Annotated in this window: 21 protein-coding genes; 16 read left to right on the forward strand and 5 right to left on the reverse strand. The window is 71.6% G+C overall.

Annotation, left to right across the window (positions count from 1 at the left end):
- Positions 1-250 precede the first annotated feature (250 nt).
- Positions 251-517: a 30S ribosomal protein S20 gene (gene rpsT / locus OG584_RS24200; protein ID WP_405780854.1), complete on the reverse strand. Its 267-nt coding sequence runs from the start codon at positions 515-517 to the stop codon at positions 251-253.
- Positions 518-757: 240 nt separating this feature from the next.
- Between rpsT and lepA the strand changes: the two genes are divergently transcribed.
- The 4 genes from lepA (at position 758) to hemW (ending at position 8,132) form a co-directional block, all read left to right on the forward strand.
- Complete coding sequence (lepA, locus tag OG584_RS24205; RefSeq protein ID WP_405780856.1) at positions 758-2,626, forward strand: translation elongation factor 4; 1,869 nt, start codon at positions 758-760, stop codon at positions 2,624-2,626.
- Positions 2,627-2,815: 189 nt separating this feature from the next.
- Entirely contained in the window at positions 2,816-4,705 is a 1,890-nt protein-coding gene (locus OG584_RS24210) for an AMP-dependent synthetase/ligase (protein WP_405780858.1), read from the forward strand.
- A gap of 230 nt (positions 4,706-4,935) precedes the next feature.
- Entirely contained in the window at positions 4,936-6,873 is a 1,938-nt protein-coding gene (locus OG584_RS24215; protein WP_405780860.1) for a SpoIIE family protein phosphatase, read from the forward strand.
- 26 nt (positions 6,874-6,899) lie between these two features.
- On the forward strand, positions 6,900-8,132 hold the full coding sequence (hemW, locus tag OG584_RS24220; protein WP_405780862.1) for a radical SAM family heme chaperone HemW: 1,233 nt from the start codon (positions 6,900-6,902) through the stop codon (positions 8,130-8,132).
- A gap of 131 nt (positions 8,133-8,263) precedes the next feature.
- Here hemW and OG584_RS24225 read toward each other — a convergent pair whose 3' ends face one another.
- Together OG584_RS24225 and OG584_RS24230 are read right to left on the reverse strand one after the other, a co-directional pair.
- Positions 8,264-9,103, reverse strand: coding sequence for a DUF3097 domain-containing protein (locus OG584_RS24225; protein ID WP_405780864.1), 840 nt, complete (start codon positions 9,101-9,103; stop codon positions 8,264-8,266).
- Positions 9,104-9,113: 10 nt separating this feature from the next.
- Positions 9,114-9,872 carry an MBL fold metallo-hydrolase gene (locus OG584_RS24230; protein WP_405780866.1) on the reverse strand — a complete coding sequence of 253 codons (759 nt, stop codon included), beginning with the start codon at positions 9,870-9,872 and terminating at the stop codon, positions 9,114-9,116.
- Between the two features lie 155 nt (positions 9,873-10,027).
- On the opposite strand from OG584_RS24230, the gene hrcA reads away from it, so the two are divergent.
- The 10 genes from hrcA (at position 10,028) to OG584_RS24280 (ending at position 21,540) form a co-directional block, all read left to right on the forward strand.
- Entirely contained in the window at positions 10,028-11,038 is a 1,011-nt protein-coding gene (gene hrcA, locus OG584_RS24235) for a heat-inducible transcriptional repressor HrcA (protein ID WP_328317434.1), read from the forward strand.
- Entirely contained in the window at positions 11,039-12,175 is a 1,137-nt protein-coding gene (gene dnaJ, locus OG584_RS24240; protein ID WP_328317433.1) for a molecular chaperone DnaJ, read from the forward strand.
- Between the two features lie 86 nt (positions 12,176-12,261).
- A complete protein-coding gene (locus tag OG584_RS24245; protein WP_405780868.1) occupies positions 12,262-13,335 on the forward strand; it encodes a nitronate monooxygenase in 1,074 nt (357 codons plus the stop codon).
- Positions 13,332-14,090: a 16S rRNA (uracil(1498)-N(3))-methyltransferase gene (locus OG584_RS24250; protein WP_405780870.1), complete on the forward strand. Its 759-nt coding sequence runs from the start codon at positions 13,332-13,334 to the stop codon at positions 14,088-14,090. Before OG584_RS24245 ends, OG584_RS24250 begins: the two co-directional genes overlap by 4 nt.
- Before the next feature lie 94 nt (positions 14,091-14,184).
- Positions 14,185-14,703, forward strand: a complete 519-nt coding sequence (locus OG584_RS24255; protein ID WP_405780872.1) for a hypothetical protein — start codon at positions 14,185-14,187, stop codon at positions 14,701-14,703.
- Between the two features lie 210 nt (positions 14,704-14,913).
- Entirely contained in the window at positions 14,914-15,855 is a 942-nt protein-coding gene (locus tag OG584_RS24260) for an ATP-binding protein (RefSeq protein ID WP_405780874.1), read from the forward strand.
- A gap of 5 nt (positions 15,856-15,860) precedes the next feature.
- Complete coding sequence (locus OG584_RS24265) at positions 15,861-19,070, forward strand: S41 family peptidase (RefSeq protein WP_405780876.1); 3,210 nt, start codon at positions 15,861-15,863, stop codon at positions 19,068-19,070.
- 133 nt (positions 19,071-19,203) lie between these two features.
- A complete protein-coding gene (locus tag OG584_RS24270; RefSeq protein WP_405780878.1) occupies positions 19,204-19,563 on the forward strand; it encodes a histidine triad nucleotide-binding protein in 360 nt (119 codons plus the stop codon).
- Between the two features lie 5 nt (positions 19,564-19,568).
- A complete protein-coding gene (locus OG584_RS24275) occupies positions 19,569-20,486 on the forward strand; it encodes a ribonuclease Z (protein WP_405780880.1) in 918 nt (305 codons plus the stop codon).
- A 40-nt stretch (positions 20,487-20,526) separates the two neighbouring features.
- Positions 20,527-21,540: an adenosine deaminase gene (locus OG584_RS24280; protein WP_405780882.1), complete on the forward strand. Its 1,014-nt coding sequence runs from the start codon at positions 20,527-20,529 to the stop codon at positions 21,538-21,540.
- On the opposite strand, the gene OG584_RS24285 is transcribed toward OG584_RS24280, so the two are convergent.
- Both OG584_RS24285 and OG584_RS24290 read right to left on the reverse strand, forming a co-directional pair.
- Positions 21,486-22,838: an MFS transporter gene (locus tag OG584_RS24285; protein ID WP_405780884.1), complete on the reverse strand. Its 1,353-nt coding sequence runs from the start codon at positions 22,836-22,838 to the stop codon at positions 21,486-21,488. The two genes, OG584_RS24280 and OG584_RS24285, sit on opposite strands and share 55 nt — an antisense overlap.
- A 189-nt stretch (positions 22,839-23,027) precedes the next feature.
- Positions 23,028-23,810, reverse strand: coding sequence for an IclR family transcriptional regulator (locus tag OG584_RS24290; RefSeq protein WP_405780886.1), 783 nt, complete (start codon positions 23,808-23,810; stop codon positions 23,028-23,030).
- Between the two features lie 370 nt (positions 23,811-24,180).
- On the opposite strand from OG584_RS24290, the gene OG584_RS24295 reads away from it, so the two are divergent.
- Entirely contained in the window at positions 24,181-25,143 is a 963-nt protein-coding gene (locus tag OG584_RS24295; protein WP_405784252.1) for a 5-dehydro-4-deoxyglucarate dehydratase, read from the forward strand.
- The gene (locus OG584_RS24300; protein ID WP_405780888.1) at positions 25,140-26,462 is read left to right on the forward strand and encodes a glucarate dehydratase family protein; all 1,323 of its coding nucleotides are present in this window, start codon (positions 25,140-25,142) and stop codon (positions 26,460-26,462) included. Before OG584_RS24295 ends, OG584_RS24300 begins: the two co-directional genes overlap by 4 nt.
- The last annotated feature ends 56 nt before the right edge of the window (positions 26,463-26,518 follow it).

The following is a 26,518-nucleotide window of genomic DNA, read 5'->3' on the forward strand; positions in this document are numbered from 1 at the left end:
GACGCGGTCCGGCCCGGCACGCCGGAGGCCCCGTCTCCGTCCTGGGGAAGGACAGAGGCGGGGCCTCGGCTCAAGCTGTGGTGCGCCGCACCCGCGTGGCGAACGCAGGCCGTGTGCGGCGCGGGGTGCCGTACCGGAGCGGTAGAGGGGCCGCTGGGCCCGGGACGACGGTGTGGGGCTCGGACGGAGCCCCGTCGGTCGAAGTCACTCGAAAGCGGTCAGCCGGAAGGCCGGACCGGATCGGTCAGCTTCAGGCGGAGAGACCGGCAACGCGCTTGGCGATCGCCGACTTCTTGTTGGCCGCGGAGTTCTTGTGGATGACGCCCTTGCTGACGGCCTTGTCGAGCTGCTGCGACGCCAGCCGAGCGGCCGTGGTGGCCTTCTCGACGTCGCCCGCGGCAGCGGCCTCACGGGACTTGCGGATCGCGGTCTTGAGCGACGACTTGACGGCCTTGTTGCGCAGGCGCGCCTTCTCGTTGGTCTTGTTCCGCTTGATCTGGGACTTGATGTTCGCCACGAAAGAGCCTTTTCAGGTTCGATGAATTCGAAATTTCGATGAGCGCCCCGCGCCGACCGTCAGGAACCATGTGGAGCGTTCATCCGGAAGGCCCAGGAGGCACAGCTGACCACGGTACCAGCCGGCCGTCCACCGGCCCAAAACGGGATCGGCCCCACAGCCGTGGGACCATGGTGCCTACGTATCGATCCGCCATCGCCCGAGACGAGACGCCCGGCGTCTCAAGAATCAGGACCCTGCGTGCCCGCGACTCCTACCAACGTGCCCGAGCCGAGCCGTACCGACCCGGCGCTGATCCGCAATTTCTGCATCATCGCGCACATCGACCACGGCAAGTCGACCCTTGCCGACCGGATGCTCCAGCTGACCGGTGTGGTCGACCAGCGGCAGATGCGCGCTCAGTACCTCGACCGTATGGACATCGAGCGCGAGCGCGGCATCACGATCAAGTCCCAGGCGGTACGGCTGCCCTGGGCGCCCATCACGGGCCCGGACCTGGGCACCACCCACGTCCTGAACATGATCGACACCCCTGGTCACGTGGACTTCACCTACGAGGTCTCCCGTTCCCTCGCCGCCTGCGAGGGCACGATCCTGCTGGTCGACGCGGCCCAGGGCATCGAGGCGCAGACCCTCGCCAACCTCTATCTGGCGATGGAGAACGACCTCACGATCGTTCCGGTCCTCAACAAGATCGACCTGCCCGCCGCGCAGCCCGAGAAGTTCTCCGAGGAACTGGCGAACCTCATCGGCTGCCAGCCCGAGGACGTGCTCAAGGTCTCGGCGAAGACCGGTGTCGGAGTGGACGTGCTCCTCGACCGGGTCGTCAAGGACGTGCCCGCGCCCGTGGGCCAGGCCGACGCACCGGCCCGCGCGATGATCTTCGACTCGGTCTACGACTCCTACCGCGGCGTCGTGACGTACGTCCGTGTCATCGACGGCCAGCTCAACAAGCGCGAGCGCATCCGGATGATGTCCACCAACGCCACCCACGAGCTGCTGGAGATCGGTGTCTCCTCCCCGGAGATGACACCGGCCGACGGTATCGGCGTCGGCGAGGTCGGCTACATCATCACCGGCGTGAAGGACGTCAGGCAGTCGAAGGTGGGTGACACCATCACCTCGATGCACAAGGGCGCCACCGAAGCCCTGGGCGGCTACAAGGACCCCAAGCCGATGGTGTTCTCCGGGCTGTACCCGCTGGACGGCTCGGACTACCCGGACCTCCGTGAGGCCCTGGAGAAGCTCCAGCTCAACGATGCCGCCCTGGTGTACGAGCCGGAGACATCGGCCGCGCTCGGCTTCGGCTTCCGGGTCGGCTTCCTCGGCCTGCTCCACCTGGACGTCGTCCGGGAACGGCTGGAGCGCGAGTTCAATCTGGAGCTCATCGCCACCGCGCCCAACGTGGTCTACCGCGTGGACATGGAGGACGGTGCCGAGCACATCGTCACCAACCCGAGCGAATTCCCCGAGGGGAAGATCGACAAGGTGCACGAGCCGGTCGTCCGCGCGACGGTCCTCGCTCCCAGCGAGTTCATCGGCGCGATCATGGAGCTCTGCCAGAACCGGCGCGGCACGCTGCTCGGCATGGACTACCTCTCCGAGGACCGCGTCGAGATCCGCTACACCCTGCCGCTCGCCGAGATCGTCTTCGACTTCTTCGACCAGCTGAAGTCGAAGACCCGCGGTTACGCCTCGCTCGACTACGAGCCCACCGGCGAGCAGGCGGCCGAACTCGTCAAGGTCGACATCCTGCTGCACGGCGACAAGGTCGACGCGTTCTCCGCCGTCACGCACAAGGACAAGGCGTACGCGTACGGGGTGCGCCTCGTCGCCAAGCTGCAGAAGCTGATCCCGCGGCAGAACTTCGAGGTGCCGATCCAGGCCGCCATCGGTGCCCGGGTCATCGCCCGTGAGACCGTCCGCGCCATCCGCAAGGACGTCCTCGCCAAGTGCTACGGCGGTGACATCTCCCGTAAGCGGAAGCTGCTGGAGAAGCAGAAGGAAGGCAAGAAGCGCATGAAGATGGTCGGCAACGTGGAGGTCCCGCAGGAGGCCTTCATCTCGGTGCTGTCGACCGACGACTCGGGCGAGAGCAAGAAGAAGTAGCCGGGACGCAAGAACCGGCGAACGGGCCCCCGCGCATCTGCGCGGGGGCCCGTTCGTTATGAAGCACACGCCCGTCCCCCCTTACGTGGCGGAGACCGGCGCTCTACTCTGATCACTAGTTACTCGCCAGTTTAATAACAGCCACCAGCCAGTCGCGCAGAGCTGCCCGCAGGCCCGGAGGACGACGTCGTGAGCGACACACAGACCTTGATCGATAGCCGGCCGCCCTCCGTGGCGACCCTTTTCACCCAGCGGGTGGCCGAGACGCCGGACGCCGAGGCGTATCGCTTCCCGGTACCCGCGGCCTCCGGTGACGGACCCGACGAGTGGAAGTCCCTGAGCTGGGGCCAGGCCTCCGAGCGGGTGTACGCCATCGCCGCCGGCCTGATCGGACTCGGAGTGCGGCCGGAGGAGCGCGTAGCGCTCGCCTCGTCGACACGCGTCGAGTGGATCCTGGCCGACCTCGGTGTGATGTGCGCGGGAGCCGCGACCACGACGATCTACCCGTCGACGAACACCGAGGAGTCCGCGTTCATCCTGGCCGACTCCGGGAGCCGGGTGCTGATCGCGGAGGACGCGGCGCAGCTCGCCAAGGCGCGGGAAAACCGGGCGGAGCTGCCGGAGCTGAGGCATGTCGTGGTGATCGACACCGCGGGGCTCGAACCCGGTGAGGCCGACGGGACCGGCTGGGTCCTCTCGCTCGCCGATCTGGAGGCCCGCGGAGCGGCGTACCTGGCGGAGAACCCGGGGGCGGTCAAGGAGCGGATCCAGGCCATCACCCCAGAGCAGCTCGCCACGCTGATCTACACCTCGGGCACCACGGGCAGGCCCAAGGGCGTACGGCTTCCGCACGACAACTGGTCGTACATGGCCAGGGCCATCGTCTCCACCGGACTGATCTCCAAGGACGACGTCCAGTACCTCTGGCTGCCGCTCGCCCACGTCTTCGGCAAGGTGCTGACCTCCGGCCAGATCGAGGCCGGCCATGTGACGGCCGTCGACGGCCGGGTGGACAAGATCATCGAGAATCTCCCGGTTATCCAGCCGACCTACATGGCGGCGGTCCCGAGGATCTTCGAGAAGGTCTACAACGGGGTCGCGGCCAAGGCACGGGCCGGTGGCGGGGCCAAGTACAAGATCTTCCAGTGGGCGGCCGATGTGGCACGCGAGTACGCGCAGGTCACCCAGGACAACTTCCGGCACACCGGCTCCGCGTCGGCGCCGTTCGCGCTCTCCGCCAAGCACAGGGTCGCCGACGCGCTGGTGTACGCCAAGATCCGGGAGGCGTTCGGCGGGCGGCTGCGCGCCTGTGTGTCGGGCTCGGCGGCACTGGCCCCCGACATCGGGCTGTTCTTCGCCGGAGCGGGCATCCACATCCTGGAGGGTTACGGGCTCACCGAGTCCAGCGCCGCCTCCTTCGTCAACCCCGGCGAGGCCTACCGCACCGGCACGGTCGGCAAGCCGCTGCCCGGTACGGAGGTCCGGATCGCCGACGACGGCGAGATCATGCTCCGCGGCCCCGGCATCATGGCGGGCTACCACGGGCAGCCGGAGAAGACCGCCGAAGTGCTGGAGTCCGACGGCTGGTTCCACACCGGGGACATCGGTGAGCTGTCCTCCGACGGCTATCTGCGGATCACCGACCGCAAGAAGGACCTGATCAAGACGTCCGGCGGCAAGTACATCGCCCCGGCCGAGGTCGAGGGCCAGTTCAAGGCGGTGTGCCCCTTCGTCTCCAACATCCTGGTGCACGGCGCGGACCGTAACTTCTGCACGGCGCTGATCTCCCTGGACGAGCCGACCATCCTCGACTGGGCGGAGGAGAACGGCCTGGGCGGCCGGACCTACGCCGACGTGGTGGCCTCCAAGGAGGTCGAGTCGTTGATCGACGGCTATGTGAAGCGCCTCAACGAGGGCCTCCAGCGCTGGCAGACGGTCAAGAAGTTCCGGCTGCTGCCGCGCGACCTGGACATCGAGCACGGCGAGCTGACGCCCAGCCTCAAGCTCAAGCGGCCGGTCGTGGAGCGCGAGTACAAGGCGCTCATCGAGGAGATGTACGCCGGCTCACGCGAGGCGTGACGGCCCGCCAGGGAACGGCGGCGGCAGGCCCCGCCGCCGTTCCCGGCGGACTCCGGTGGGGCCGAACCCTGCTCCGCAGTGGAAATCCGTGTCTTCGCACCGCTCCGACCAGCGCTTTCGCCGTCCCGCACGGCTCATTTGGGTAACTCGACGCATATGGGCGGGCTCAGTCTGTCACTCTGTCGTTGTCGTCATCGGCGCAACGTCAGATCTGGTCAGGGAGCCACCGAGTGGGGTCCATTCCCGTGCAGAGGGAGACCGCGGTCCGAACCGTGCGTCCCTCGGGGTCACCGGCCGGCGTGCCGTCGGTGGTCCGCACCAGCCTGCCCGGCAACCCGCTGTCCCCGTCCGCCGCACGCCGGTTCGTCCGGGCCGCGCTCGCCGACTGGAGCGCGCTCGGGCTGCCGACCGCCACCGCGTTCACCGACCAGCTCGCCGACGACTCCGCGCTGATCGCCAGTGAACTCGTCACCAACGCCGTCGTGCACGCGGGCACCACGGTCGAGGTGCTGGTACGGCTGGAGGACGCGGCAGGCGACGAGCCGCCCGCGCTGGTGATCGAGGTCTCCGACCACCATCCGTCGCGAGTGGTGCGCAACGACCCGGAGAGCGGGCAGGACAGCGGCATTCCGGAGTACGGGCGGGGGCTGCGGCTCGTGTCGTCCCTGGCCGAGGCCTGGGGCATCACCTACCGCACCGGGCTCAAGACGGTCTGGACCCGGCTTCCGCTCGACGGGGGCGACCCGCAGCCCGCCCCCGGCAGCGGCAGGCACCTCCAGCGCGGGCTGCGCGCCACCGAGATCCTGGCCCCCACGCCCCGGCGTGCGACCGGCGAGGAACGGGAGTGGAGCAGCAGCGGAGCGCTGAGCTTTCTCGCCGAGGCGTCCGAGCTGCTCGCCGGGCAGTTCGACGAGGACATGATCGCCGCACTGGCCGGCCAGCTCCTGGTGCCCCGGCTCGGCGACTGGTGCGCCGTCTGGCTGGACCCGGAAGCGGGCGGCCCCGGACGCAGACCGAGACTGTCGCGGGTCTGGCACGCCCAGGAGAGCCGGATCGACGAACTGCGGGCCGTACTGGAGAAGGAGCCGCCGCAGCTGCCGGAGTCCGCGAAGGGCGGCGGCGTCCCCCTGGTGTGGCCCGCCGCCGGCGGACCCGCGGAATCCGGCGTGCCGACGGGAGCCGGTGCGCCGACGGGGGCCGACGGCACGGTGCTCGGCTACCGGCTGCTCGCGGCGGGCCGGCCGCTGGGCACACTGCTGCTGGGCCGGGCCGCCGGGCGGCGCGCCCAGGAGGAAGTGACCGCCCTCGTGGGCGACTTCGCGCGCCGGGTCGCCCTGGCGATCGCAGCCGCGCGCCAGTACACCCGGCAGGCCACCATCAGCAGAGTCCTCCAGCGCGGGCTGCTGCCCAGCAGCGTCGCCGAGATCCCCGGCGTCGACAGTGCCCTGGTCTACGAGCCGCGCGGCGAAGGCGTCGCGGGCGGCGACTTCTACGACGTCTTCCCCGGTGACAGCGCGGGCGGCCGCTGGTGCTTCGCGCTCGGGGACGTCCAGGGCAGCGGCCCGGAGGCCGCCGTCGTCACCGGACTCGCCCGCCCCTGGCTGCGGCTGCTCGCCCGCGAGGGCTACCAGGTCTCCGCGGTGCTCGACCGCCTCAACAAGCTGCTCCTCGACGACGCCATGGAGACCGCTGAGGCCGCGGCCCGGATGGTCGCGATGGCGGGCGGCCAGGAGCTCCACGAGGACCACCAGTCCCGCTTCCTCTCGCTGCTCTACGGCGAGCTGGTGCCGCTGCCCGACGGTGCCGGGGTGCGCTGCACCCTCGCCAGCGCGGGTCACCCGCTGCCCCTGCTGCTCAGCCCCGACGGCACGGTGCGGGCCGCCGCCGCACCACAGATGCTGCTCGGGGTGATCGAGGGCGTCACCTACGTGAGTGAGACGTTCGACCTGCTGCCGGGGGACACACTGCTCTGCGTCACCGACGGCGTCACCGAGCGGCGGGCGGGCCCGCGCATGTTCGACGACGGCGACGGGCTTGCGGCCGAGCTCGCTGACTGCACGGGGCTGACCGCGCAGGGCGTCGCCGAGCGGATCAAGCAGGCCGTCTACGCGTTCGGGGTGGAGCCGCTGGACGACGACATGGCGCTCCTGGTGCTGCGGGCGGAGTAGGTCCCGGCCCGGGGGACAATGGGGGCATGCCTTCCGTACTGCCCGATGGTGAGCCCATGCCCGAAGACGGGGCGCTGCCCGGTCATGCCCTGGAGGGCGCGAGCGGCCGGCCGCTCGGGTTCTATCTGCACGTGCCCTACTGCGCGACGCGCTGCGGGTACTGCGACTTCAACACGTACACCGCCACCGAGCTGCGGGGTTCTGGCGGCGTACTGGCCTCGCAGGACAACTACGCCTCGACCCTGACCGAAGAGGTCCGGCTGGCCCGCAAGGTGCTCGGGGACGATCCCAGGCCGGTCAGCACCGTGTTCGTCGGTGGCGGCACTCCGACCCTCCTCGACGCCGCCGACCTGGTACGGATGCTCGGCGCGGTACGGGACGAATTCGGTCTCGCCGACGACGCGGAGATCACCACCGAGGCCAACCCCGAATCGGTCGGCCCCGAGTACCTGGAGACGCTGCGGGCCGGCGGCTTCAACCGGATCTCGTTCGGCATGCAGAGCGCGCGGCAGCACGTCCTGAAGATCCTCGACCGCACACACACCCCGGGCAGGCCCGAGGCGTGCGTCGCCGAGGCACGCGCCGCCGGCTTCGAGCACGTCAATCTGGATCTGATCTACGGCACACCGGGCGAGTCCGACGACGACTGGCGGGCCTCGCTGTCGGCGGCGGTCGGAGCCGGTCCCGACCACATCTCCGCGTACGCGCTCATCATCGAGGAAGGCACCCAGCTGGCGCGGCGGATCCGGCGCGGCGAGGTGCCGATGACGGACGACGACGAGCACGCCGACCGCTATCTGATCGCGGACTCGGTCCTGGCCGACGCGGGGTTCTCCTGGTACGAGGTCTCCAACTGGTCCACCACCGAAGCGGGCCGCTGCCTGCACAACGAGCTGTACTGGCGCGGCGCGGACTGGTGGGGCGCCGGGCCGGGCGCGCACAGCCACATCGGCGGTGTGCGCTGGTGGAACGTGAAGCACCCCGGCGCCTACGCGGCCGCCCTCGCCGCCGGGAAGTCCCCCGGCGCGGGCCGGGAGATCCTGCCCGCGGAGGACCGCAGGGTGGAGCGCATCCTGCTGGAGCTGCGCCTCCGCGACGGCTGCCCGCTCGCCATCCTTGCCCCGGCCGGACTCGCCGCGTCCCGGCGCGCCCTGTCGGACGGGCTGCTGGAGGCGGAGGCCTACGAGGCGGGGCGCGCGGTGCTCACGCTGCGGGGGCGGCTGCTGGCCGACGCGGTGGTCCGGGACCTGGTCGACTGAGCCGTCGGTACGTCCACCGGGCGCAGCCCGGAGGACCCTGCTGACCCCGCTCCGTGGACTCCTCCCCGCCAGGCTGTGTCCGTAAAGTCGCGCCCGCCCTCCGGGCAACGACGCGACTCTGCGGACACGGCCTAACGCTGGGAGGAGTCCCCCGCGCCTTCCGGCGCCGTCACGAAGTCGATCAGTTCTTCCACCCGGCCCAGCAGCGCGGGCTCCAGATCCCGGTAGGACCGCACGCACGCGAGGATCCGCTGCCACGCGGCGCCGGTGTTCTCAGGCCATCCGAGGGACCGGCACACCCCCGTCTTCCAGTCCTGGCCGCGCGGCACGGAAGGCCACCCCGGGATGCCGACGGACGACGGCTTCACCGCCTCCCAGACATCGATGTAGGGGTGCCCCACCACCAGCGCGTGGTCGCCGGTGACCCCGGCCGCGATCCGTGACTCCTTCGACCCCGGGACCAGGTGGTCGACCAGGACACCGAGGCGCGCGTCCGCCGCCGGGCCGAACTCCGCGACGATCGCCGGGAGATCGTCGACGCCCTCCAGATACTCGACGACGACACCCTCGATCCGCAGGTCGTCGCCCCACACCCGCTCGACGAGCTCCGCGTCGTGCCGTCCCTCGACGTAGATCCGCCCGGCGCGGGCGACCCGCGCCCGCGCGCCGGGGACCGCCAGCGAACCGGAAGCCGTCCGGCTGGCGCGCAGGGGCGCCGCCGTGGGGCGTACGAGAGTGACCGGGCGTCCTTCGAGCAGGAAGGCACGCGGGCCCATCGGGAACACCCGGTGCTTGCCGAAGCGGTCCTCCAGGGTGACCGTCGGCCCCTCGGCCGTCTTCTCGCACCGGATCACCGCACCGCAGAACCCGGTGGCGATCTCCTCGACGACCAGATCGGGCTCCGCCGTGACCTCGCGGGCGGGCGTCTGCTTCTTCCACGGCGGCGTGAAGTCGGGGCTGTAGCTGCGCATTCCGCAGACGCTACGACACCCTTGACCGCGCTGCCAGCACATCCCGCTGACCGCGGACGAACGCGGCGTCGACCACAGCGCCGTGCCCCGGCACGTACAGCGCGTCCTCGCCGCCGAGCGCCAGCAGCCGGTCCACCGCGGCGGGCCACCGGGCGGGCATCGCGTCGGGGCCCGCCTGCGGCTCGCCCGACTCCTCGATCAGATCCCCGCAGAAGACGATGTCGCGGTCGCCGGATCCGCCGCCCGGCCCGCACTGGCCTCCGGGGACGAGCAGCGCCAGGTCGTGGCCGGTGTGCCCGGGGCCGCAGTTCACCAGGGTGACCCGGAGGCCGCCCAGCTCCAGGGTCAGCTCCCCGGAGACCGGATGGTGCGGAGCGACCAGGTGCGCCACCGCTTCGGCCGCCTCCGGGGCCGGGACCCCGTGACGCACCGCGTCCCGGCGCAGCGCGTCGGCGCCGCGGGAGCCCCGGGCGAGCAGCGCGTCTGTGCCCACCGCGCCGTAGACCTGTACACCCGCGAACACGGCGGTGCCCAGCACATGGTCGAAGTGGGGGTGGCTCAGCGCGATGTGCGTCACTCTGCGGCCCAGGACCGCCTCCGCCCGCGTCCGGAGCTCCCGGCCCTCGCGCAGCGTCGCACCCGTGTCGAACAGCAGCGCGCCGTCCCGGCCCGCCACGAGCCCGGCTGTCGCGTCCCAGCGGGGGAGACGGTAGCGGCCGACCCCCGCGGCCAGCTGTTCCCAGCCGGAGTCTTCCCAAGCGGCGTCCATACGGCGACGCTATCCCGGACGGCGGACACCGGCGCGACCGTGCGAAGGCCCGCCCTTGCCAGCAGTGAACGTCTCCGCCGTACACTGGGACGTCGCTGGCACTCGAACATCCCGAGTGCCAGGTAGGCCGGACCGACAGCTGGAGGTGTGCGCGGGTGCTCAGCGAACGCAGACTCGAAGTGTTGCGCGCCATCGTCCAGGACTATGTGGGCACCGAGGAGCCCGTCGGCTCCAAGGCGCTCACCGAGCGGCACCGGCTCGGTGTCTCACCGGCCACCGTCCGCAACGACATGGCGGCCCTGGAGGACGAGGGATTCATCGCCCAGCCGCACACGAGCGCGGGCCGTATCCCCACGGACAAGGGGTACCGGCTCTTCGTCGACCGGCTCGCGGGCGTCAAGCCCCTCTCGTCGCCCGAGCGGCGCGCCATCCAGAACTTCATGGACGGCGCCGTCGACCTCGACGACGTGGTGGGCCGGACCGTGCGGCTTCTCGCACAGCTCACCCGGCAGGTCGCCGTGGTGCAGTACCCGTCGCTGACCCGTTCCACGGTGCGGCACGTGGAGCTGCTCGCACTGGCACCGGCCCGGCTGATGCTCGTGCTGATCACGGACACCGGGCGGGTGGAGCAGCGTCTTGTCGACTGCCCGGGGCCGTTCGGTGAGACTTCTCTCGCCGATCTCCGTGCCCGGCTCAACAGCCGGGTGGTGGGGCGGCGCTTCGCGGACGTACCACAATTGGTGCAGGACCTTCCCGAGTCCTTCGAGCAGGAGGACCGGGGTACGGTTTCCACGGTGCTCGCGACCTTGCTCGAAACGCTGGTCGAGGAGACCGAGGAACGGCTGATGATCGGCGGAACCGCCAATCTGACGCGATTCGGACATGACTTCCCACTGACCATCAGGCCGGTGCTGGAAGCGCTGGAGGAGCAGGTCGTGCTCCTCAAACTGCTCGGTGAGGACTCGGGCATGACCGTACGCATCGGGCATGAGAATGCCCACGAGGGCCTGACGTCCACATCGGTCGTCGCCGTCGGCTACGGTTCGGGCGACGAGGCAGTCGCCAAACTCGGCGTGGTCGGACCGACCCGCATGGACTACCCCGGAACGATGGGAGCGGTACGCGCAGTGGCACGTTACGTCGGACAGATCCTGGCGGAGTCGTAAGTGGCCACGGACTATTACGCCGTTCTCGGCGTGCGCCGCGACGCTTCCCAGGACGAGATCAAGAAGGCATTCCGGCGATTGGCGCGCGAGCTCCACCCGGATGTCAATCCCGATCCCAAGACGCAGGAACGCTTCAAGGAGATCAACGCCGCCTACGAGGTGTTGTCGGACCCGCAGAAGAAGCAGGTCTACGACCTCGGCGGCGACCCGCTCTCGCAGGCGGGCGGCGGCGGAGCCGGCGGCTTCGGCGCGGGCGGCTTCGGCAACTTCTCGGACATCATGGACGCGTTCTTCGGTACGTCGTCCCAGCGCGGGCCGAGGTCGCGTACGCGGCGCGGCCAGGACGCGATGATCCGGCTGGAGATCGACCTCAACGAGTCGGCCTTCGGTACGACGAAGGACATCCAGGTCGACACCGCTGTGGTCTGTACGACCTGCAGCGGCGAGGGCGCGGCCCCCGGCACGTCGGCCCAGACCTGCGACATGTGCCGTGGACGCGGTGAGGTCTCGCAGGTCACCCGGTCCTTCCTGGGCCAGGTCATGACCTCGCGGCCGTGTCCGCAGTGCCAGGGCTTCGGCACGGTCGTGCCGACCCCGTGCCCCGAGTGCGCGGGCGACGGGCGCATCCGCTCCCGCCGCACCCTGACGGTGAAGATCCCGGCCGGTGTCGACAACGGCACCCGGATCCAGCTTGCGGGCGAGGGCGAGGTCGGCCCCGGCGGCGGCCCCGCCGGCGACCTGTACGTCGAGATCCACGAGCTGCCGCACGCGGTCTTCCAGCGGCGGGGCGACGACCTGCACTGCACGGTGACGGTCCCGATGACGGCGGCCGCGCTCGGCACCAAGGTGCCGCTGCAGACGCTGGACGCGCTGGAGGACGTCGATATCCGGCCGGGCACGCAGTCCGGGCAGTCGATCCCGATGCACCAGCGCGGCATCACGCATCTTCGCGGCGGCGGCCGGGGTGACCTGATCGTGCACGTCGAGGTGCTCACCCCGACCAAGATGGACGCCGAACAGGAGCGCCTGCTGCGGGAGTTCTCCAAGCTGCGCGGTGAGGAACGGCCGACCGGCCAGTTCCAGCCCGGCCAGCAGGGGCTGTTCTCACGGCTGAAGGACGCGTTCAACGGGCGGTAGCGGGATCGGCCCGACGCCGCTTATCCGCCCCGGTTGTGGCCGGGCGCCGATTCGATGCGGTGCGGAGGACGTGACACGATGCGGTCATGTCCTCCGCACTCGCCGATCTCTGCCGATATCCGATCGTGCAGGCCCCCATGGCGGGCGGTGCTTCAGGCCCGCAGCTCGCCGCAGCCGTCTCCGAGGCGGGCGGCCTCGGGTTCCTGGCCGCCGGGTACAAGACCGCCGACGGCATGTACGAGGAGATCAAGCAGCTTCGCGGGCTGACCTCCCAGCCTTTCGGCGTGAACCTGTTCATGCCCCAGCCGGAGAACGCCGACCCGGCGGCCGTCGAGGTCTACAGCCATCAGCTCGCCGGTGAGTCCACCTGGTACGAGACACCACTCGGCGATGTACTGGGCAGCACGGACGACGGGTACGAGGCAAAACTGGCGGTCCTGCTCGACGACCCCGTTCCTGTCGTCTCCTTCACCTTCGGCTGTCCCTCCCGAGACGTGCTCGACGCCCTCGACCGGGCCGGCACCTTCACCATCGTCACCGTCACCACCGCCGAGGAGGCACAGGCCGCCCAGTGGTGCGGTGCCGACGCGGTGTGCGTGCAGGGTGTCGAGGCCGGCGGCCACCGGAGCACGCACCGCGACGACCCGCAGGCGGACGGCTCCGGCATCGGTGTGCTGTCGCTCATCACGCAGGTGCGGGAGACGGTCCAGCTGCCGGTCCTGGCGGCCGGCGGTCTGATGCGCGGTTCCCAGATCGCCGCGGTGCTCGCGGCGGGCGCGGAGGCGGCGCAGCTCGGTACGGCTTTCCTGGTGTGCCCGGAGTCCGGGGCGAACCCGCTGCACAAGCAGGCACTGACGAACCCGCTCTTCGTCCGCACCGATCTCACCCGCGCGTTCAGCGGGCGCCCGGCGCGTGGCCTCGTCAACCGGTTCATGCGCGAGCACGGGCCGTACGCGCCCGTCGCCTACCCGCAGGTGCACCATCTCACCGCGGGGCTGCGCAAGGCCGCGGCCGGAGTGGGCGACGCCCAGGGCATGGCGCTCTGGGCCGGGCAGGGCCACCGCCTCGCCCGGGAGCTGCCCGCGGGTCAGCTCGTCGAGGTGCTGGTGTCCGAACTGGACGCGGCGCGCGCCGCGTTGGCCACCGGCGGCGCCTCATGACGGCCCCGGTCTTCGTCGTCGACGCGGCCGGCGGCCTCGATGTGCCCCCCGGCGGCAGATTCGTCCTGGACGGTCCCGAGGGACGGCACGCGGTGTCCGTGAAGCGGCTGCGGGCCGGCGAGGACGTCGTACTGACCGACGGCGCGGGCCGCTGGTCGAGGGCCGTCGTACTGTCGGCGGAGGGCAAGGACCAGCTGGTCGTCCGGGTGGACTCCACCACCGACGATCCGCCGCCCGCCCCCCGGATCACCGTCGTCCAGGCGCTGCCCAAGGGCGACCGCGGTGAGGTCGCCGTCGAGACCATGACGGAGACGGGCATCGACGCGATCGTGCCGTGGCAGGCCTCGCGCTGCATCACCCAGTGGCGGGGCGACCGGGGAGCGAAGTCCCTCGCCAAATGGCGCAGTACGGCACGGGAGTCGGGAAAGCAGTCGCGGCGGACCCGCTTCCCCGAGATCGCCGACGCGCTGAGCACCAAGCAGGTCGCGCGGCTCCTCGCGGACGCCGACTTCGCAGGGGTGCTGCACGAGGACCAGGAGTACGGCAGCGAGCCGCTGGCCGCGGCCGAACTCCCCACGCGGGGAGAGATCGTGCTGGTCGTCGGCCCCGAAGGCGGAGTCTCGCCCGACGAATTGACGGCTTTCACGGCGGCCGGGGCCGGGGTCTACCGGCTGGGGCGCAGCGTGCTGCGCACGTCCACGGCCGGCACGGTCGCCGGGGCGCTGCTGCTCGCACGGACGGGACGCTGGGGCTGACTCCGCTCCGGCCCCGCCCTGTTGCGCACCCGCGAGAGTGAAGTACGCCCAAGAGGGCTGCACAACGGCCGCGTTCGATGGGATCCTGCCCCGTATGGGGGCATTGAGCCGCGTACGTGGCACATCGGTTCTTGTGGCGATCTGCGCTGTCGGCGCGGCAGTTGTGGGCGTCGCGGGCTGTGACCCGGTCGACGGCGTCGACACCGCGTCCGTCGCGTACACCACCGACCGCACCGCCACCAGCGCCCTGGAGCACCACGGCGTCGCTGTCGACTGGCTGACCTGCACGGCCGACGCCGGTACCGGTACGTCGCCCTCGCCCGCCGCGTCCGCGTCCGTGCACGGCCTGGCACAGGTCGACTGCCAGGGCAGGACCAAGGACAAGAAGGACATCACCGTCAAGGGCAAGGTGACCAGGACCGTCGACGGCCGGTGTGTGAGCGGGGACGTGACCGGCAGGATCGGCGGGGATCTCGCGTTCAGGGCCACGCTGCTCGGCAACTGCGCGGCGCCGCCCCCGGCGGCCAGTGCCACGCCGCCGGACCCCGGCGGCGCACGGCCGACGGCCACCGTCACCGTGACCGCCACGGTGACGCAGTATCCGGGCAAGTAGGGCTGCCGTGGCGCCGCGGTCCTGGGCCGTGTCCGCGAAGTCGCGCCGTCGCCCGGTGCGGCGAGAGTGCGTATCGGGCGTCGCACGCCGGGCGCGGCTTCGCGGATACGGCCTAGGTATCCCTCCTAGGTACCCCACCCGCGGATTTAGGTGTACGGATCTTCGGTCGTCGCCCGCGCGCGGCGGGCGGTCTCCGGCCAGGGTGGGGCCATGGCTGCCCTTCCCGAACCGGACGTCCTGCCCGAGCCGGAGCTCGGTGCGCTCACCGAACGCCTTGCCGCCACCCGTCTCGTCACCCTCACCGGCCCCGGCGGCGTCGGCAAGTCGCGCCTTGCCGCCCGGCTCGGCGAGGCCGTGGGGCCGCCCGTGCGGTGGGTCGACCTCTCCGGATGCCCGGACGCGGCGCTCGTGCCGCACACCGTGGCCACCGCGCTGTACACCGCCCCCGCGCCGGGCGCCGACCCGGTGCCCGCGGTGCTCGACCTGCTCGCCACGAGCAGGGGGCTGCTCGTCCTGGACACCTGCGAACACGTGCTGACGGGCTGTGCCTACCTCGTCGGCAGGCTGCACGACAGCTGCCCCGGGCTCCGGATCCTGACCACCAGCCGAAAGCCGCTCGGCGTGCCCGGCGAACAGCTGGTGGAGGTCCCGGCGCTGACCCGCGAGCGGACGGCCGGGCTGCTCCAGGAACATGCCGCCTCGTACGGTTTGGAGCTGCCCGCTTACTGGGCCGGGCTGCTGGCCGGGCAGCTCGACGGCGATCCGCTCGCCACCCTGCTCGCGGCGCGGAGTCTGCGACTGATGACCGCAAGGCAGTTGCACGGATCGCTCCGCGAGCCCGGCGGGCGCTTCGCCGTCCTCACCGACGGCCCCGGGGACCCGGCCAGGCACCGCACACTGCTGCGGACCGTCGAGTGGAGCCACGAACTGTGCAGCAGGGCGGAACGACTGCTCTGGGCACGGCTGTCGGCCTTCGCCGGTGAGTTCACCGAGGAGCAGGTCCGTACGGTGTTCCCCGACGGATCCTCACTCGCCTCCCTGGTGAGTTCGTCGGTGGTTCTCGCCCACCGCGACGGGATCTACCGGCTGCCGCTGGCGCACCGGGAGTACGGACAACTCAGGCTCGCCGGGCTGGGCGACACCCTAGGGTGATCCTTGTGACGCAGCCTTCCTATCTCCGGTTTCCGCATGTCCAGGGCGATCAGATCGTCTTCACCGCAGAGGACGACGTCTGGACGGCCCCGCTCGACGGCGGCCGTGCCTGGCGTGTCAGCGCCGACAACAGCCCCGTCAGCCATCCCCGGATATCGCCCGACGGCCAGTGGGTCGCCTGGACTTCCACCAGGGACGGCGCTCCCGAAGTGCACATCGCACCGGCCGACGGCGGTCCTTCCAGGCGACTGACGTACTGGGGCGACGCGCGGACATCCGTCCGGGGCTGGACACCGGACGGTGAGGTGCTCGCCATCAGCGCCCAGGGCCAGGTATCGCTGCGGCGCACCTGGGCGCGGGCCGTTCCTGTCGACGGCGGCCCGGCCAGGACCCTGCCGTACGGGCCGGTCGGCTCCCTCGCGTACGGGCCGGACGAGCGGGTGCTGCTGCTGTCGGCGACCATGGGCCGCGAGGCCGCCGCCTGGAAGCGGTACCGCGGCGGTACCGCGGGCAAGCTGTGGACCGGGGAGACCGGCGGGGACTTCGTACGCCTCCACGCCGGCATCGACGGGAACATCGAGTGCCCGCTGTGGGTGGGCGGCCGGGTGGCCTTCCTCTCCGACCACGAAGGCGTCGGCGCGCTCTACTCCTCGCTCCCGGACGGCTCGGACCTGCGCGGGCACACGGGGACCGACGGGTTCTACGCGCGCCACGCGTCCACCGACGGCACCCGTGTCGTGCTCGCGTCGGCGGGCGAACTGTGGATCATCGACGACCTCGAAGGCGCCGGACCGCGACGGCTCGACATCCGGCTCGGCGGCCAGCGCGCCGACCTGCAGCCCCAGTCCGTACGCGCCGGACACCACATCGGCGCGGCGTCCCCGGACCGCACCGGACGCGGCAGCGCCGTCGAGTCACGCGGCGCCGTGCACTGGGTCACCCACCGGGACGGCCCGGTCCGCGCACTGGCCGCGGAGCCGGGCGTCAGGGCGAGGCTGCCCCGCACCTTCAGGGCCGACAGCGCCGAGCACGTCGTCTGGGTCACCGACGCGGAGGGCGAGGACGCCCTGGAGTGCGCGCCCGCGACCGGCGCCGGAACCGGCGCGGCCCCGCGCCGCCTCGGCCGGGGCAGGCTCGGACGGGTGCTCGGGCTCGCCGCCGCCCCGGACGGCAGCCGGTTCGCCGTCGCCGCGCACGACGGGCGGGTGCTGATCGTCGAGCGGGAGTCCGGCGACGTGCACGAGGTGGACCGCAGCGAGGACGGCGACGCCTCGGGTCTGGTCTTCTCGCCCGACTCCGCCTGGCTGGCCTGGTCGCACCCCGGCCCCGAGCCGCTGCGCCAGCTCAAGCTGGCGCACCTCGCCGACCTCTCCGTGGCCGAGGCGACCCCGCTGCGCTTCCGGGACGTCGAGCCCGCCTTCACCACCGACGGCAAACACCTCGCCTTCCTCTCCGAGCGCGCCTTCGACCCGATCTACGACTCGCACGTCTTCGACATGGCTTTCATCGGCACCTGCCGTCCGCACCTGCTGACGCTCGCCGCGGCCACCCCGTCCCCGTTCGGGCCCCAACGGCACGGCCGCTCGACCGAGAAGGACCGGGACACCGACGAGCACGACACGCTCACCGCGCTGCCCGTGACCCGTATCGACCTCGAAGGCCTGGCCGACCGGATCGTGCCGCTGCCCGTCGAGGCCGGCAGCTACTCGACCCTGCGTGCGGCCAGGGACGGACTGCTCTGGCTGCGCCATCCGCTGCGCGGAGTCCTCGGCACGACCAGGGCCACCCCGGACGCTCCCTGGCCGCACACCGTCCTCGAACGGTACGACCTGGAGAAGCTGCGCGACGAGGAGATCGCCCCCGACGTCGACCACTTCGAGGTCAGCGGCGACGGCAAGCGGCTGGTGCTGCACATGGACGGCAAGCTGCGCGTCGTCCCCTCCGACAGCCGGGTGGCCAAGCACGACGCGGATGGTGACAACGAGAACAACGTCTGCGTCGACCTCTCCCGGATCCGCCGGACCCTCGACCCGGCCGCCGAATGGCGGCAGATGTACGAGGAGGCCGGACGCATCATGCGGGACAACTTCTGGCGCCCCGACATGTCCGGCGTGGACTGGGACGCCGTCCTGGAGCGCTACCGGCCCGTCCTCGCCCGTGTGGCCACCCACGACGACCTGGTCGACCTGCTCTGGGAGGTGCAGGGCGAGCTGGGCACATCGCACGCCTACGTGACCCCGCCGGCCGGCTGGCGCGACGACACCACCCGGCAGGGACTGCTGGGCGCCGACATCTCCCGTACGGACGAGGGACATTGGCGTATCGACCGGGTGCTCCCTTCGGAGACGTCCGACCCGGCGGCGCGCTCCCCGCTCGCCGCACCCGGTGTGGCCGTACGCGCGGGGGACACCGTCCTGGCCGTCGACGGCCAGGACGTCGACCCGCTCACCGGCCCGGCGCCGCTGCTCACCGGCTCGGCGGGCAAGCCCGTTGAGCTCACCGTCTCGCCCGCGGACGGGGGCGGCCCGCGCCATGTCGTGGTCGTCCCGACCGACGACGAGGAGGCGTTGCGCTACCACGCGTGGGTGGCCGACCGCCGGAGCTACGTCCACGAGCGCTCGGGAGGCCGTCTCGGCTACCTCCACGTCCCCGACATGGTCGGTTCGGGCTGGGCGCAGCTCCACCGTGACCTGCGCGTGGAGGTGGCCAGGGAGGGCCTGGTCGTGGACGTACGGGAGAACCGCGGCGGCCACACGTCGCAGCTGGTGGTGGAGAAGCTCGCCCGCCGCATCGTCGGCTGGGACCTGCCGAGGGGCATGCGGCCCGCCAGTTACCCACTGGACGCGCCGCGTGGCCCGGTGGTGGCCGTCGCCAACGAGTTCTCCGGCTCGGACGGCGACATCGTGAACGCCGCGATCAAGGCGCTGGGGATCGGGCCCGTGGTCGGCACCCGGACCTGGGGCGGGGTCGTCGGTATCGACAGCAGGTACCGGCTGGTCGACGGGACGCTGGTGACCCAGCCCAAGTACGCCTTCTGGATGGAGGGTTACGGCTGGGGCGTCGAGAACCACGGAGTCGACCCGGACGTCGAGGTGGTCCACGCGCCGCAGGACCACGTGGCCGGGCGGGACCCGCAGCTGGACGAGGCGGTCAGGATCGCGCTCGCCGCGCTCGATGAGACCCCGGCGAAGACGCCGCCCGGTCTGCCGGTCTGACGGCCGCATCCCCCGCCCGTGCCAGGGCGGGGGAGCGGGCACCGAGGGCGGAGCACCGGTCCGCCGGCCGCCCCCGGCTAGCATGGCCACGTACACGATCATCACCGACCGAACGACACCGAGGAGTGCGCGCATGGCGGGAGAGCCGCAGACCGACTGCCTGTTCTGCAAGATCGTCTCGGGGGACATTCCGGCGACCGTCGTCCGGGAGACCGACACCACGGTCGCCTTCCGCGACATAAACCCGCAGGCACCCACCCACGTTCTGGTGATCCCCAAGGCCCACTACCCGGACGCGGCCTCCCTCGCGGCGGCGGAGCCCCAGATCACGGCGGACGTGCTGCGGGAGGCGGGCGAGGTCGCCGCCGCGGAGAAGGTCGACGGGACCGGATACCGGGTCATCTTCAACACCGGCTCCGGCGCCGGCCAGACCGTCTTCCACGCGCACGCCCACGTCATGGGCGGCCGCGGGCTCAACTGGCCGCCCGGATAGTTCCGTTGTCCGTACGAGAACTCGTGGTGCTCGGCACCGCAAGCCAGGTCCCGACCCGGCGCCGCAACCACAACGGTTATCTGCTGCGCTGGGACGGCCAGGGCATCCTCTTCGACCCCGGTGAGGGCACCCAGCGCCAGATGCTGCGCGCCGGCGTCGCCGCGCACGACATCGACCGGATCTGCGTCACGCACTTCCACGGGGATCACTCGCTGGGCCTGGCCGGGGTGATCCAGCGGATCAACCTGGACCGGGTACCGCACCCGGTCACCGCCCACTACCCGGCGAGCGGCCGGCACTTCTTCGACCGGCTGCGGTACTCCACCGCCTACCGCGAGAACGTCGACCTGGCGCAGGCCCCGGCGTCCGGTGACGGAGGAGTCCTGGCGCGGACGCCCGGGTACGAACTGGAGGCCCGCAGGCTCTCGCACCCCGTCGAGTCGTACGGCTACCGGCTGACCGAGCCGGACGGGCGCAGGATGCTGCCGGCGAAGCTCGCCGAGCACGGTGTGACCGGTCCGGACATCGGGCGGCTCCAGCGTGACGGCGAGCTCGGCGGAGTCACACTCGACCAGGTCAGCGAGGTACGGCGGGGCCAGCGGTTCGCCTTCGTCATGGACACCCGGCTCTGCGACGGCGTGCACCTGCTCGCGGACGGCTGCGACCTGCTCGTCATCGAGTCGACCTTCCTCGACGAGGACGAGCAGCTGGCGGCGGACCACGGTCATCTGACCGCGGGACAAGCGGGCCGGGTCGCGCGGGACGCGGGCGTACGGCATCTCGTCCTGACACACTTCTCGCAGCGGTACGCCGATCCTGCGGAGTTCGGCAGACAGGCGCGATCCGCCGGATTCGACGGCGCCCTGACCGTCGCCGACGACCTGATGCGCATCCCGGTCCCCACCCGGCACACCACCGACTGACCGCGCACGACCCCATCCCCCCGAACTGAGCGAGACCCCGATGCACCACCTCCCCAAGGCCGAACTCCACCTCCACATCGAAGGCACCCTGGAACCGGAGCTGGCCTTCACACTCGCCGCCCGCAACGGCATCGAACTTCCGTTCCCGGACACCGAAGCGCTGCGCAGGGCATACCTCTTCAGTGATCTGCAGTCGTTCCTCGACCTGTACTACGGGCTGATGGCCGTGCTGCGCACCGAGGACGACTTCGAGGAACTCACCGACGCCTACCTCGCGCGCGCCGCCGCACAGGGTGTGCGCCACGCGGAGATCTTCTTCGACCCGCAGGCGCACTCCGCGCGTGGCGTGCCGATCGGCACCGTGGTCGAGGGCATCTCGCGGGCGCTGGAGCGCAGCGAGGAGCGGCACGGCATCTCCACGCAGCTCATCATGTGCTTCCTGCGCGACGAGTCCGCCGACTCGGCGATCCGCACCCTGGAGGCGGCCGGGCCCCATCTGCACCGGATCGCGGCGGTGGGCCTCGACTCGGCCGAGGTCGGGCACCCGCCGTCGAAGTTCCGCGAGGTGTACGAGGCGGCCGGCGCGCTGGGGCTGCGCAAGGTCGCGCACGCGGGCGAGGAGGGCCCCGCGGCCTATGTGCGTGAGGCCCTGGACATCCTCGGGGTGGAGCGGATCGACCACGGGCTGCGTTCGATGGAGGATCCGGAGCTGGTGGAGCGGCTGGTCAGGGACCGGGTGCCGCTCACGCTCTGCCCGCTGTCGAACGTACGGCTGCGGGCCGTGCAGACCCTGGAGGAGCACCCGCTGCCGCAGATGATGGCCGCCGGGCTGCTCTGCACCGTCAACTCCGACGACCCGGCGTACTTCGGCGGCTACGCGGGTGACACCTTCCGCGCCGTGCACGAGGCGCTCGGCCTCGGGCACGAGGAGCTGCGGACGCTGGCCCGCAACTCCTTCCTCGCCGCGTTCCTGGACCACGACGAGGAGCGCAGGGCGCGCTACTTGGCCGAGGTCGACGCGTACGACTTCGACGAGGACCTGGATCTGGGCTGAACGCCCCCGGTGAGCCAGTACTTGCGGCGCGGTGGCGGATCCAGGGCGATCTCGGTGACGACGAGTTCGGGTGCGCCGAGCTGAGGGACGCCGGCCGCCACCGCGCCCAGGCTGCCCGCCACGACGGCCGCTGGGGCGCCGCCCCTGCGGCGTACCGAGCCGGGCAGCACCGGACGGCCCGATGTGTGCAGCGCGACCGCCGTCAGCGGGATCGCCAGCAGCAGTAGCAGTGCGCACAGGACCCCGCCCATCAGGGGGAATCCGGTCCGCGCCGCGAGCAGGCTGCCCGCGACCGGGCCGCAGGCCACGCCGATCGAGGACGCCGAGCCGACCAGGACGGCCCAGCGGCCGCGCGGATCGAGCGAGGCGGCCAGACCGATCAGATACGACAGGACCACCGGGTAGAAGGTGTTCCAGAGGATCTCGCCGGACGCGAACGAGGCGAGCCCGCTGGCCGATGAACTCAACGCGATGCAGGCCGAGATGACGACGGTGCCGCCACCGATCGGCAGCGCTCTGCCGAGCCGCGAGCCGAGTGCCCCGGCCCCGGCGACACCGATCAGCCCGGCGCCCAGTGACATCGCGAAGATCGCGCCGACCGTCACTTCGGACAGCCCTGCCTGGTCCTGGCCGATCCGGCTGCTGACGCCCCAGAGCGAGTTCTGGGCCATCGCCCAGCAGAGCATCGCACCTGCCAGTACCGCGCCCGAGCGCAGATGCGGGATGCGGCCGCGCCCGGCCCCAGGGGCCGGTGTGTGCGGGCACGCGCCGCCCAGCCGGCCGGTCGCGGGCCAGACGAGAGCGGCGACCAGCGCGATGGCGGCGAACGGTGTCCGGTGTCCGCCGCCGAACTGCGGCAGGACGAGGTAGAGGGCACCGGCTGTCGCCGACACCGTGAGCAGCCCGGTGGCCGAGGCCCGGTGGGGGTCGGGCAGGCCCGCGATACCGCCCGCGGCCACCGCCGTCGCCGCGCCGGAGCCCACCCCGCCGACCGCTGCCGCCGCGATGACGAGCGGCAGGCAGGCGGTGGTGGCGGCGGTGCCGTATCCGGCGAAAGCGAGCAGCAGCCCGGCGCGGGCGACCCGCTGCGGACCGATGCGATCGACATGCGAGGCCAGCACGAGACCGGCGCCCGCCGAACAGAGAAGGAGGACCGAGCCGGCGAGGCCGGCTTCGGCAGGAGAGAGACCGAGACCGGAGCCGAGGCGTCCGACGATGGTCGGGAGGAGGTACGAGGCGAGGTAACCAGCGGTGAACACGGCGATGAGAGGCCATGTGGCGCGTGAGCGCGAAGACACGGGCGTTCCTGACGGAGACATGCCTTGACCAGGCAGGAGAGTGGGGGGAAGTGGGCGGTGTCCCGTTGACAGGAGCGCGCGGCCAATGTGTATCAACCACGCGAAGCCAACGAAAAGCCGCCACCTCGTGATCTATAACACTTTCGGTTTATAGTCGCGGAGGCGCGGGCGGGAGCGATATTTTTTTGCTCAGATCCAGTCGGGTGCGCCGGGCGGCGTGTGCGCCGCGGCCTCGATCTCCGTCCGGATCCGGCGCATCGTCGCGATGATCCGGCGCTCGTGGTCGCCGGTCAGCCGGGCCACCGGCACCGAACAGCTGACGGCGTCGACCGCGGGGGTGTCGTACCGCAGTACGAAGCCGAACCCCACGATGCCGGTGACGCCCTCCTCGCGGTCGACCGAGTGGCCCCGCTCGCGTACCAGCGCCAGATCGGCGTCGAGGGCGGCCCGGTCGCAGAGGGTGTTCGGGGTGAACCGTTCCAGCTCCCCGGCAGGCAGCTCGGCCGCGTCACGCTCCGCCAGCAGCGCCTTGCCCAGCGCGCCCACGTGTGCGGGCAGTCTGCGGCCGACGCGGCTGAGGGTGCGCAGATACTCGTGCGACTCGCGGGTGGCGAGATAGACGACGTCGCCGCGGTCGAACCGTCCCATGTGGACGGTCTCGCCCAGCGTGGTGGACGCCTCGTCCAGGTGGGGCCCCGCCGCCCGCACCCGCGGATCCGTGTCGAGGTAGCTGGTGCCGGTGAGCAGGGCGCGGATGCCGATGCCGTACAGCGATCCGGTCGCGTCCGTACGGACCCAGCCGCGGTCGGTCAGGGTCTGCAGCAGCGCGTACATGGAGCTGCGGGGTACGCCGAGCTCCTCGGCGAGCTCCCGCAGCCGGGCGGGCCGGTCGCCGCGCGCGGCGAGTACTTCCAGCAGCTCGACCGTGCGGCCCGCCGACTTCACCTCGCGTACGCCCCCGGTCTCCGGCATGCCCAGAGCCTAAGGGGTCCTTGCGCGGTGCCCGCCCGGGTCGCGTGGGCTGGCACCGCGTCTCGCGGCGTTGCCGAAAAAGCCCAGGTGGCTCCTCCCTCAAGGCATTGAGGGCCAGGAGCCCCACCCAGGGCCCTCCGGCGCCTCGCGCTGCACGACACCTGCCCACGCGGCCTCATCGGAAGCTCATCGTGCACGGGCCCCTGAGAGCTGCCCCCGCCGGTTCTCCCGTCCGGCTCGGTCCGGTCCCGCTCCGGTCCCGCTCCGGGCCGGGGGAGGGCGCGCGGGGCGGTCGGTGCCCTTGACGCCCCTCGTTCAGCTATCTAGTCTCCATTTTCATGCATGGACGCTATCTACATACGGAGACATGATGGATGCGGGGACCGGCACGACGGCGGCGGAGGCAGCCGTGACGGTGGCGCGGCTCAGAGAAGGCATGGACCGCGGAGTCCTCTCCTTCCCGCTGACCGCCTTCACCGACGGCGGAGAGCTCGACATCGACAGGTACCGCGCCTACCTGGAGACCCAGCTGGCCGCCGCCCCCGGAGCGGTCTTCCCGGCCTGCGGCACCGGCGAGTTCTTCTCACTGGACGAGGACGAGTACCGCAGCGTCGTCACCGCCACGGTCGAGGCGGCCGGCGGACGCACACCCGTCGTCGCGGGCATCGGGTACGGCTGGGCACAGGCCGTCAGATTCGCCCGGATCGCCGAGGAGGCCGGGGCCGACGCGGCCCTCGTCCTCCCGCACTACCTCGTCGAGGCCCCGCAGGACGGGCTCGTCGCCCAGCTGGAACACATCGCAGCCCGCACCCGGCTGCCCCTCATCGCCTACCAGCGCGGCCAGGTCGCCTACACCGCCGCTTCGCTTCGCCGGATCGCCGAGCTCCCGGGCGTCATCGGGCTCAAGGACGGCCACAGCGACCTCGACCGGCTCCAGCGGCTGACACTCGCGGCCCCTGACGGCTTCCTCTTCTTCAACGGCGCTTCCACCGCCGAGATCCAGGCCCGCGCCTACGCCACCGTGGGCGTCCCCGCCTACTCCTCCGCCGTCCACGCCTTCGCGCCCGAGATCGCCGCAGCCTTCTTCACCGCCCTGCGCACGGGCGACCACGCCCGCCTGGACGCCCTGCTGCGCGGCTTCTACGTCCCGCTCGTCGAACTGCGCGACCGGGTACCCGGCTACGCCGTATCCCTGGTCAAGGCCGCGGCCCGGCTGCGGGGCCATCCGGTCGGCCCGGTACGCGCACCACTGACCGACCCTGGACCCGACGACCTCGCGGACCTGGACACCCTGCTGACTGCCGGACTCGACCTCGTAGGAGCCACCCGATGACCCCGAACCCGACCGGGCCGGATCCGCAGAGCACGACCATCGCCGAAGTCCGCCTCACCCCGGTGCTCATAGCGGACCCTCCGCTGCTCAACGTGCACGGTGTGCACCAGCCGTACACCCCGCGCCTCATCGTCGAGGTCGTCACCGACGGCGGCGTCACCGGCATCGGCGAGACCTACGGCGACACGCGCTACCTGGACATCGCCCGCCCGTACGCGGACCTGCTCCCCGGCCACGCCCTCCACGACCTCAACACCATCGCGGCCCTCGCCCAACAGGTCGGCGTGGACGGGACGGAGGTGGCCGGCGCGGTCGACGTGGGCGGACTGCGCGGAGTACAGACCGCCGACAAGCTGCGGCTCTCCGTCTACTCGGCCTTCGAGGTCGCCTGCCTGGACGCACTGGGCAAGATCCGCGGCCTGCCGGTCCACGCCCTGCTCGGCGGGAAGGTACGGGACACGGTCGAGTACAGCGCGTACCTCTTCTACCGCTGGGCCGCACACCCCGCGGGCGCGGGCGAATCCGACACCTGGGGCGAGGCCGTCGACCCGGCCGGCATCGTCGCACAGGCGCGCCGCTTCGCCGACGACTACGGCTTCACCTCCTTCAAGCTCAAGGGCGGGGTCTTCCCGCCCGACGAGGAGGTCGCCGCGGTCCGGGCACTGGCCGAAGCGTTCCCCGGCCTGCCGCTGCGCCTCGACCCCAACGGCGGCTGGACGCCAAGCACCTCGCTGAAGGTCGCCGCCGAGCTCGCCGACGTACTCGAATACCTGGAGGACCCGGCAGCCGGCACCGCCGACATGGCCGAGGTGTCCGCGGGCACCGGCGTCCCGCTCGCCACCAACATGTGCGTGACGACGATCCCCGAGATCCGCGAGGCCTTCCTCACGGACGCGGTCCAGGTCGTGCTCTCCGACCACCACTACTGGGGCGGACTGCGCGCGACCCGCGAACTGGCCGCGATCTGCCGCACGTTCGGAGTCGGGCTCTCCATGCACTCCAACACGCACCTCGGTATCAGTCTCGCCGCGATGACCCACGTCGCGGCGACCGTCCCCAACCTGGACTACGCCTGTGACAGCCACTACCCCTGGCAGACCGACGACGTGATCACCACCCGCCATGTCTTCCGCGACGGCCGCCTCCCGGTCTGCGACGCTCCCGGGCTCGGCGTCACGCTCGACCGGGACCGGCTCGCGGCGCTGCACCGCCGCTGGCTCGACGACGACGGGACCATGCGCGACCGCGACGACGCCGCCGCGATGCGCAAGGCCGACGGCTACGAGAACTGGGCGGCTCCCGCTCTGCCGCGCTGGTAGCGGCGGACCGGGTGCGACATCGTGCAGACTGGCCTGATTGCACCGCAACCGGGGAG

The sequence above is a fragment of the Streptomyces sp. NBC_00859 genome (assembly GCF_045161865.1).
In the GTDB taxonomy this organism is placed as follows: domain Bacteria; phylum Actinomycetota; class Actinomycetes; order Streptomycetales; family Streptomycetaceae; genus Streptomyces.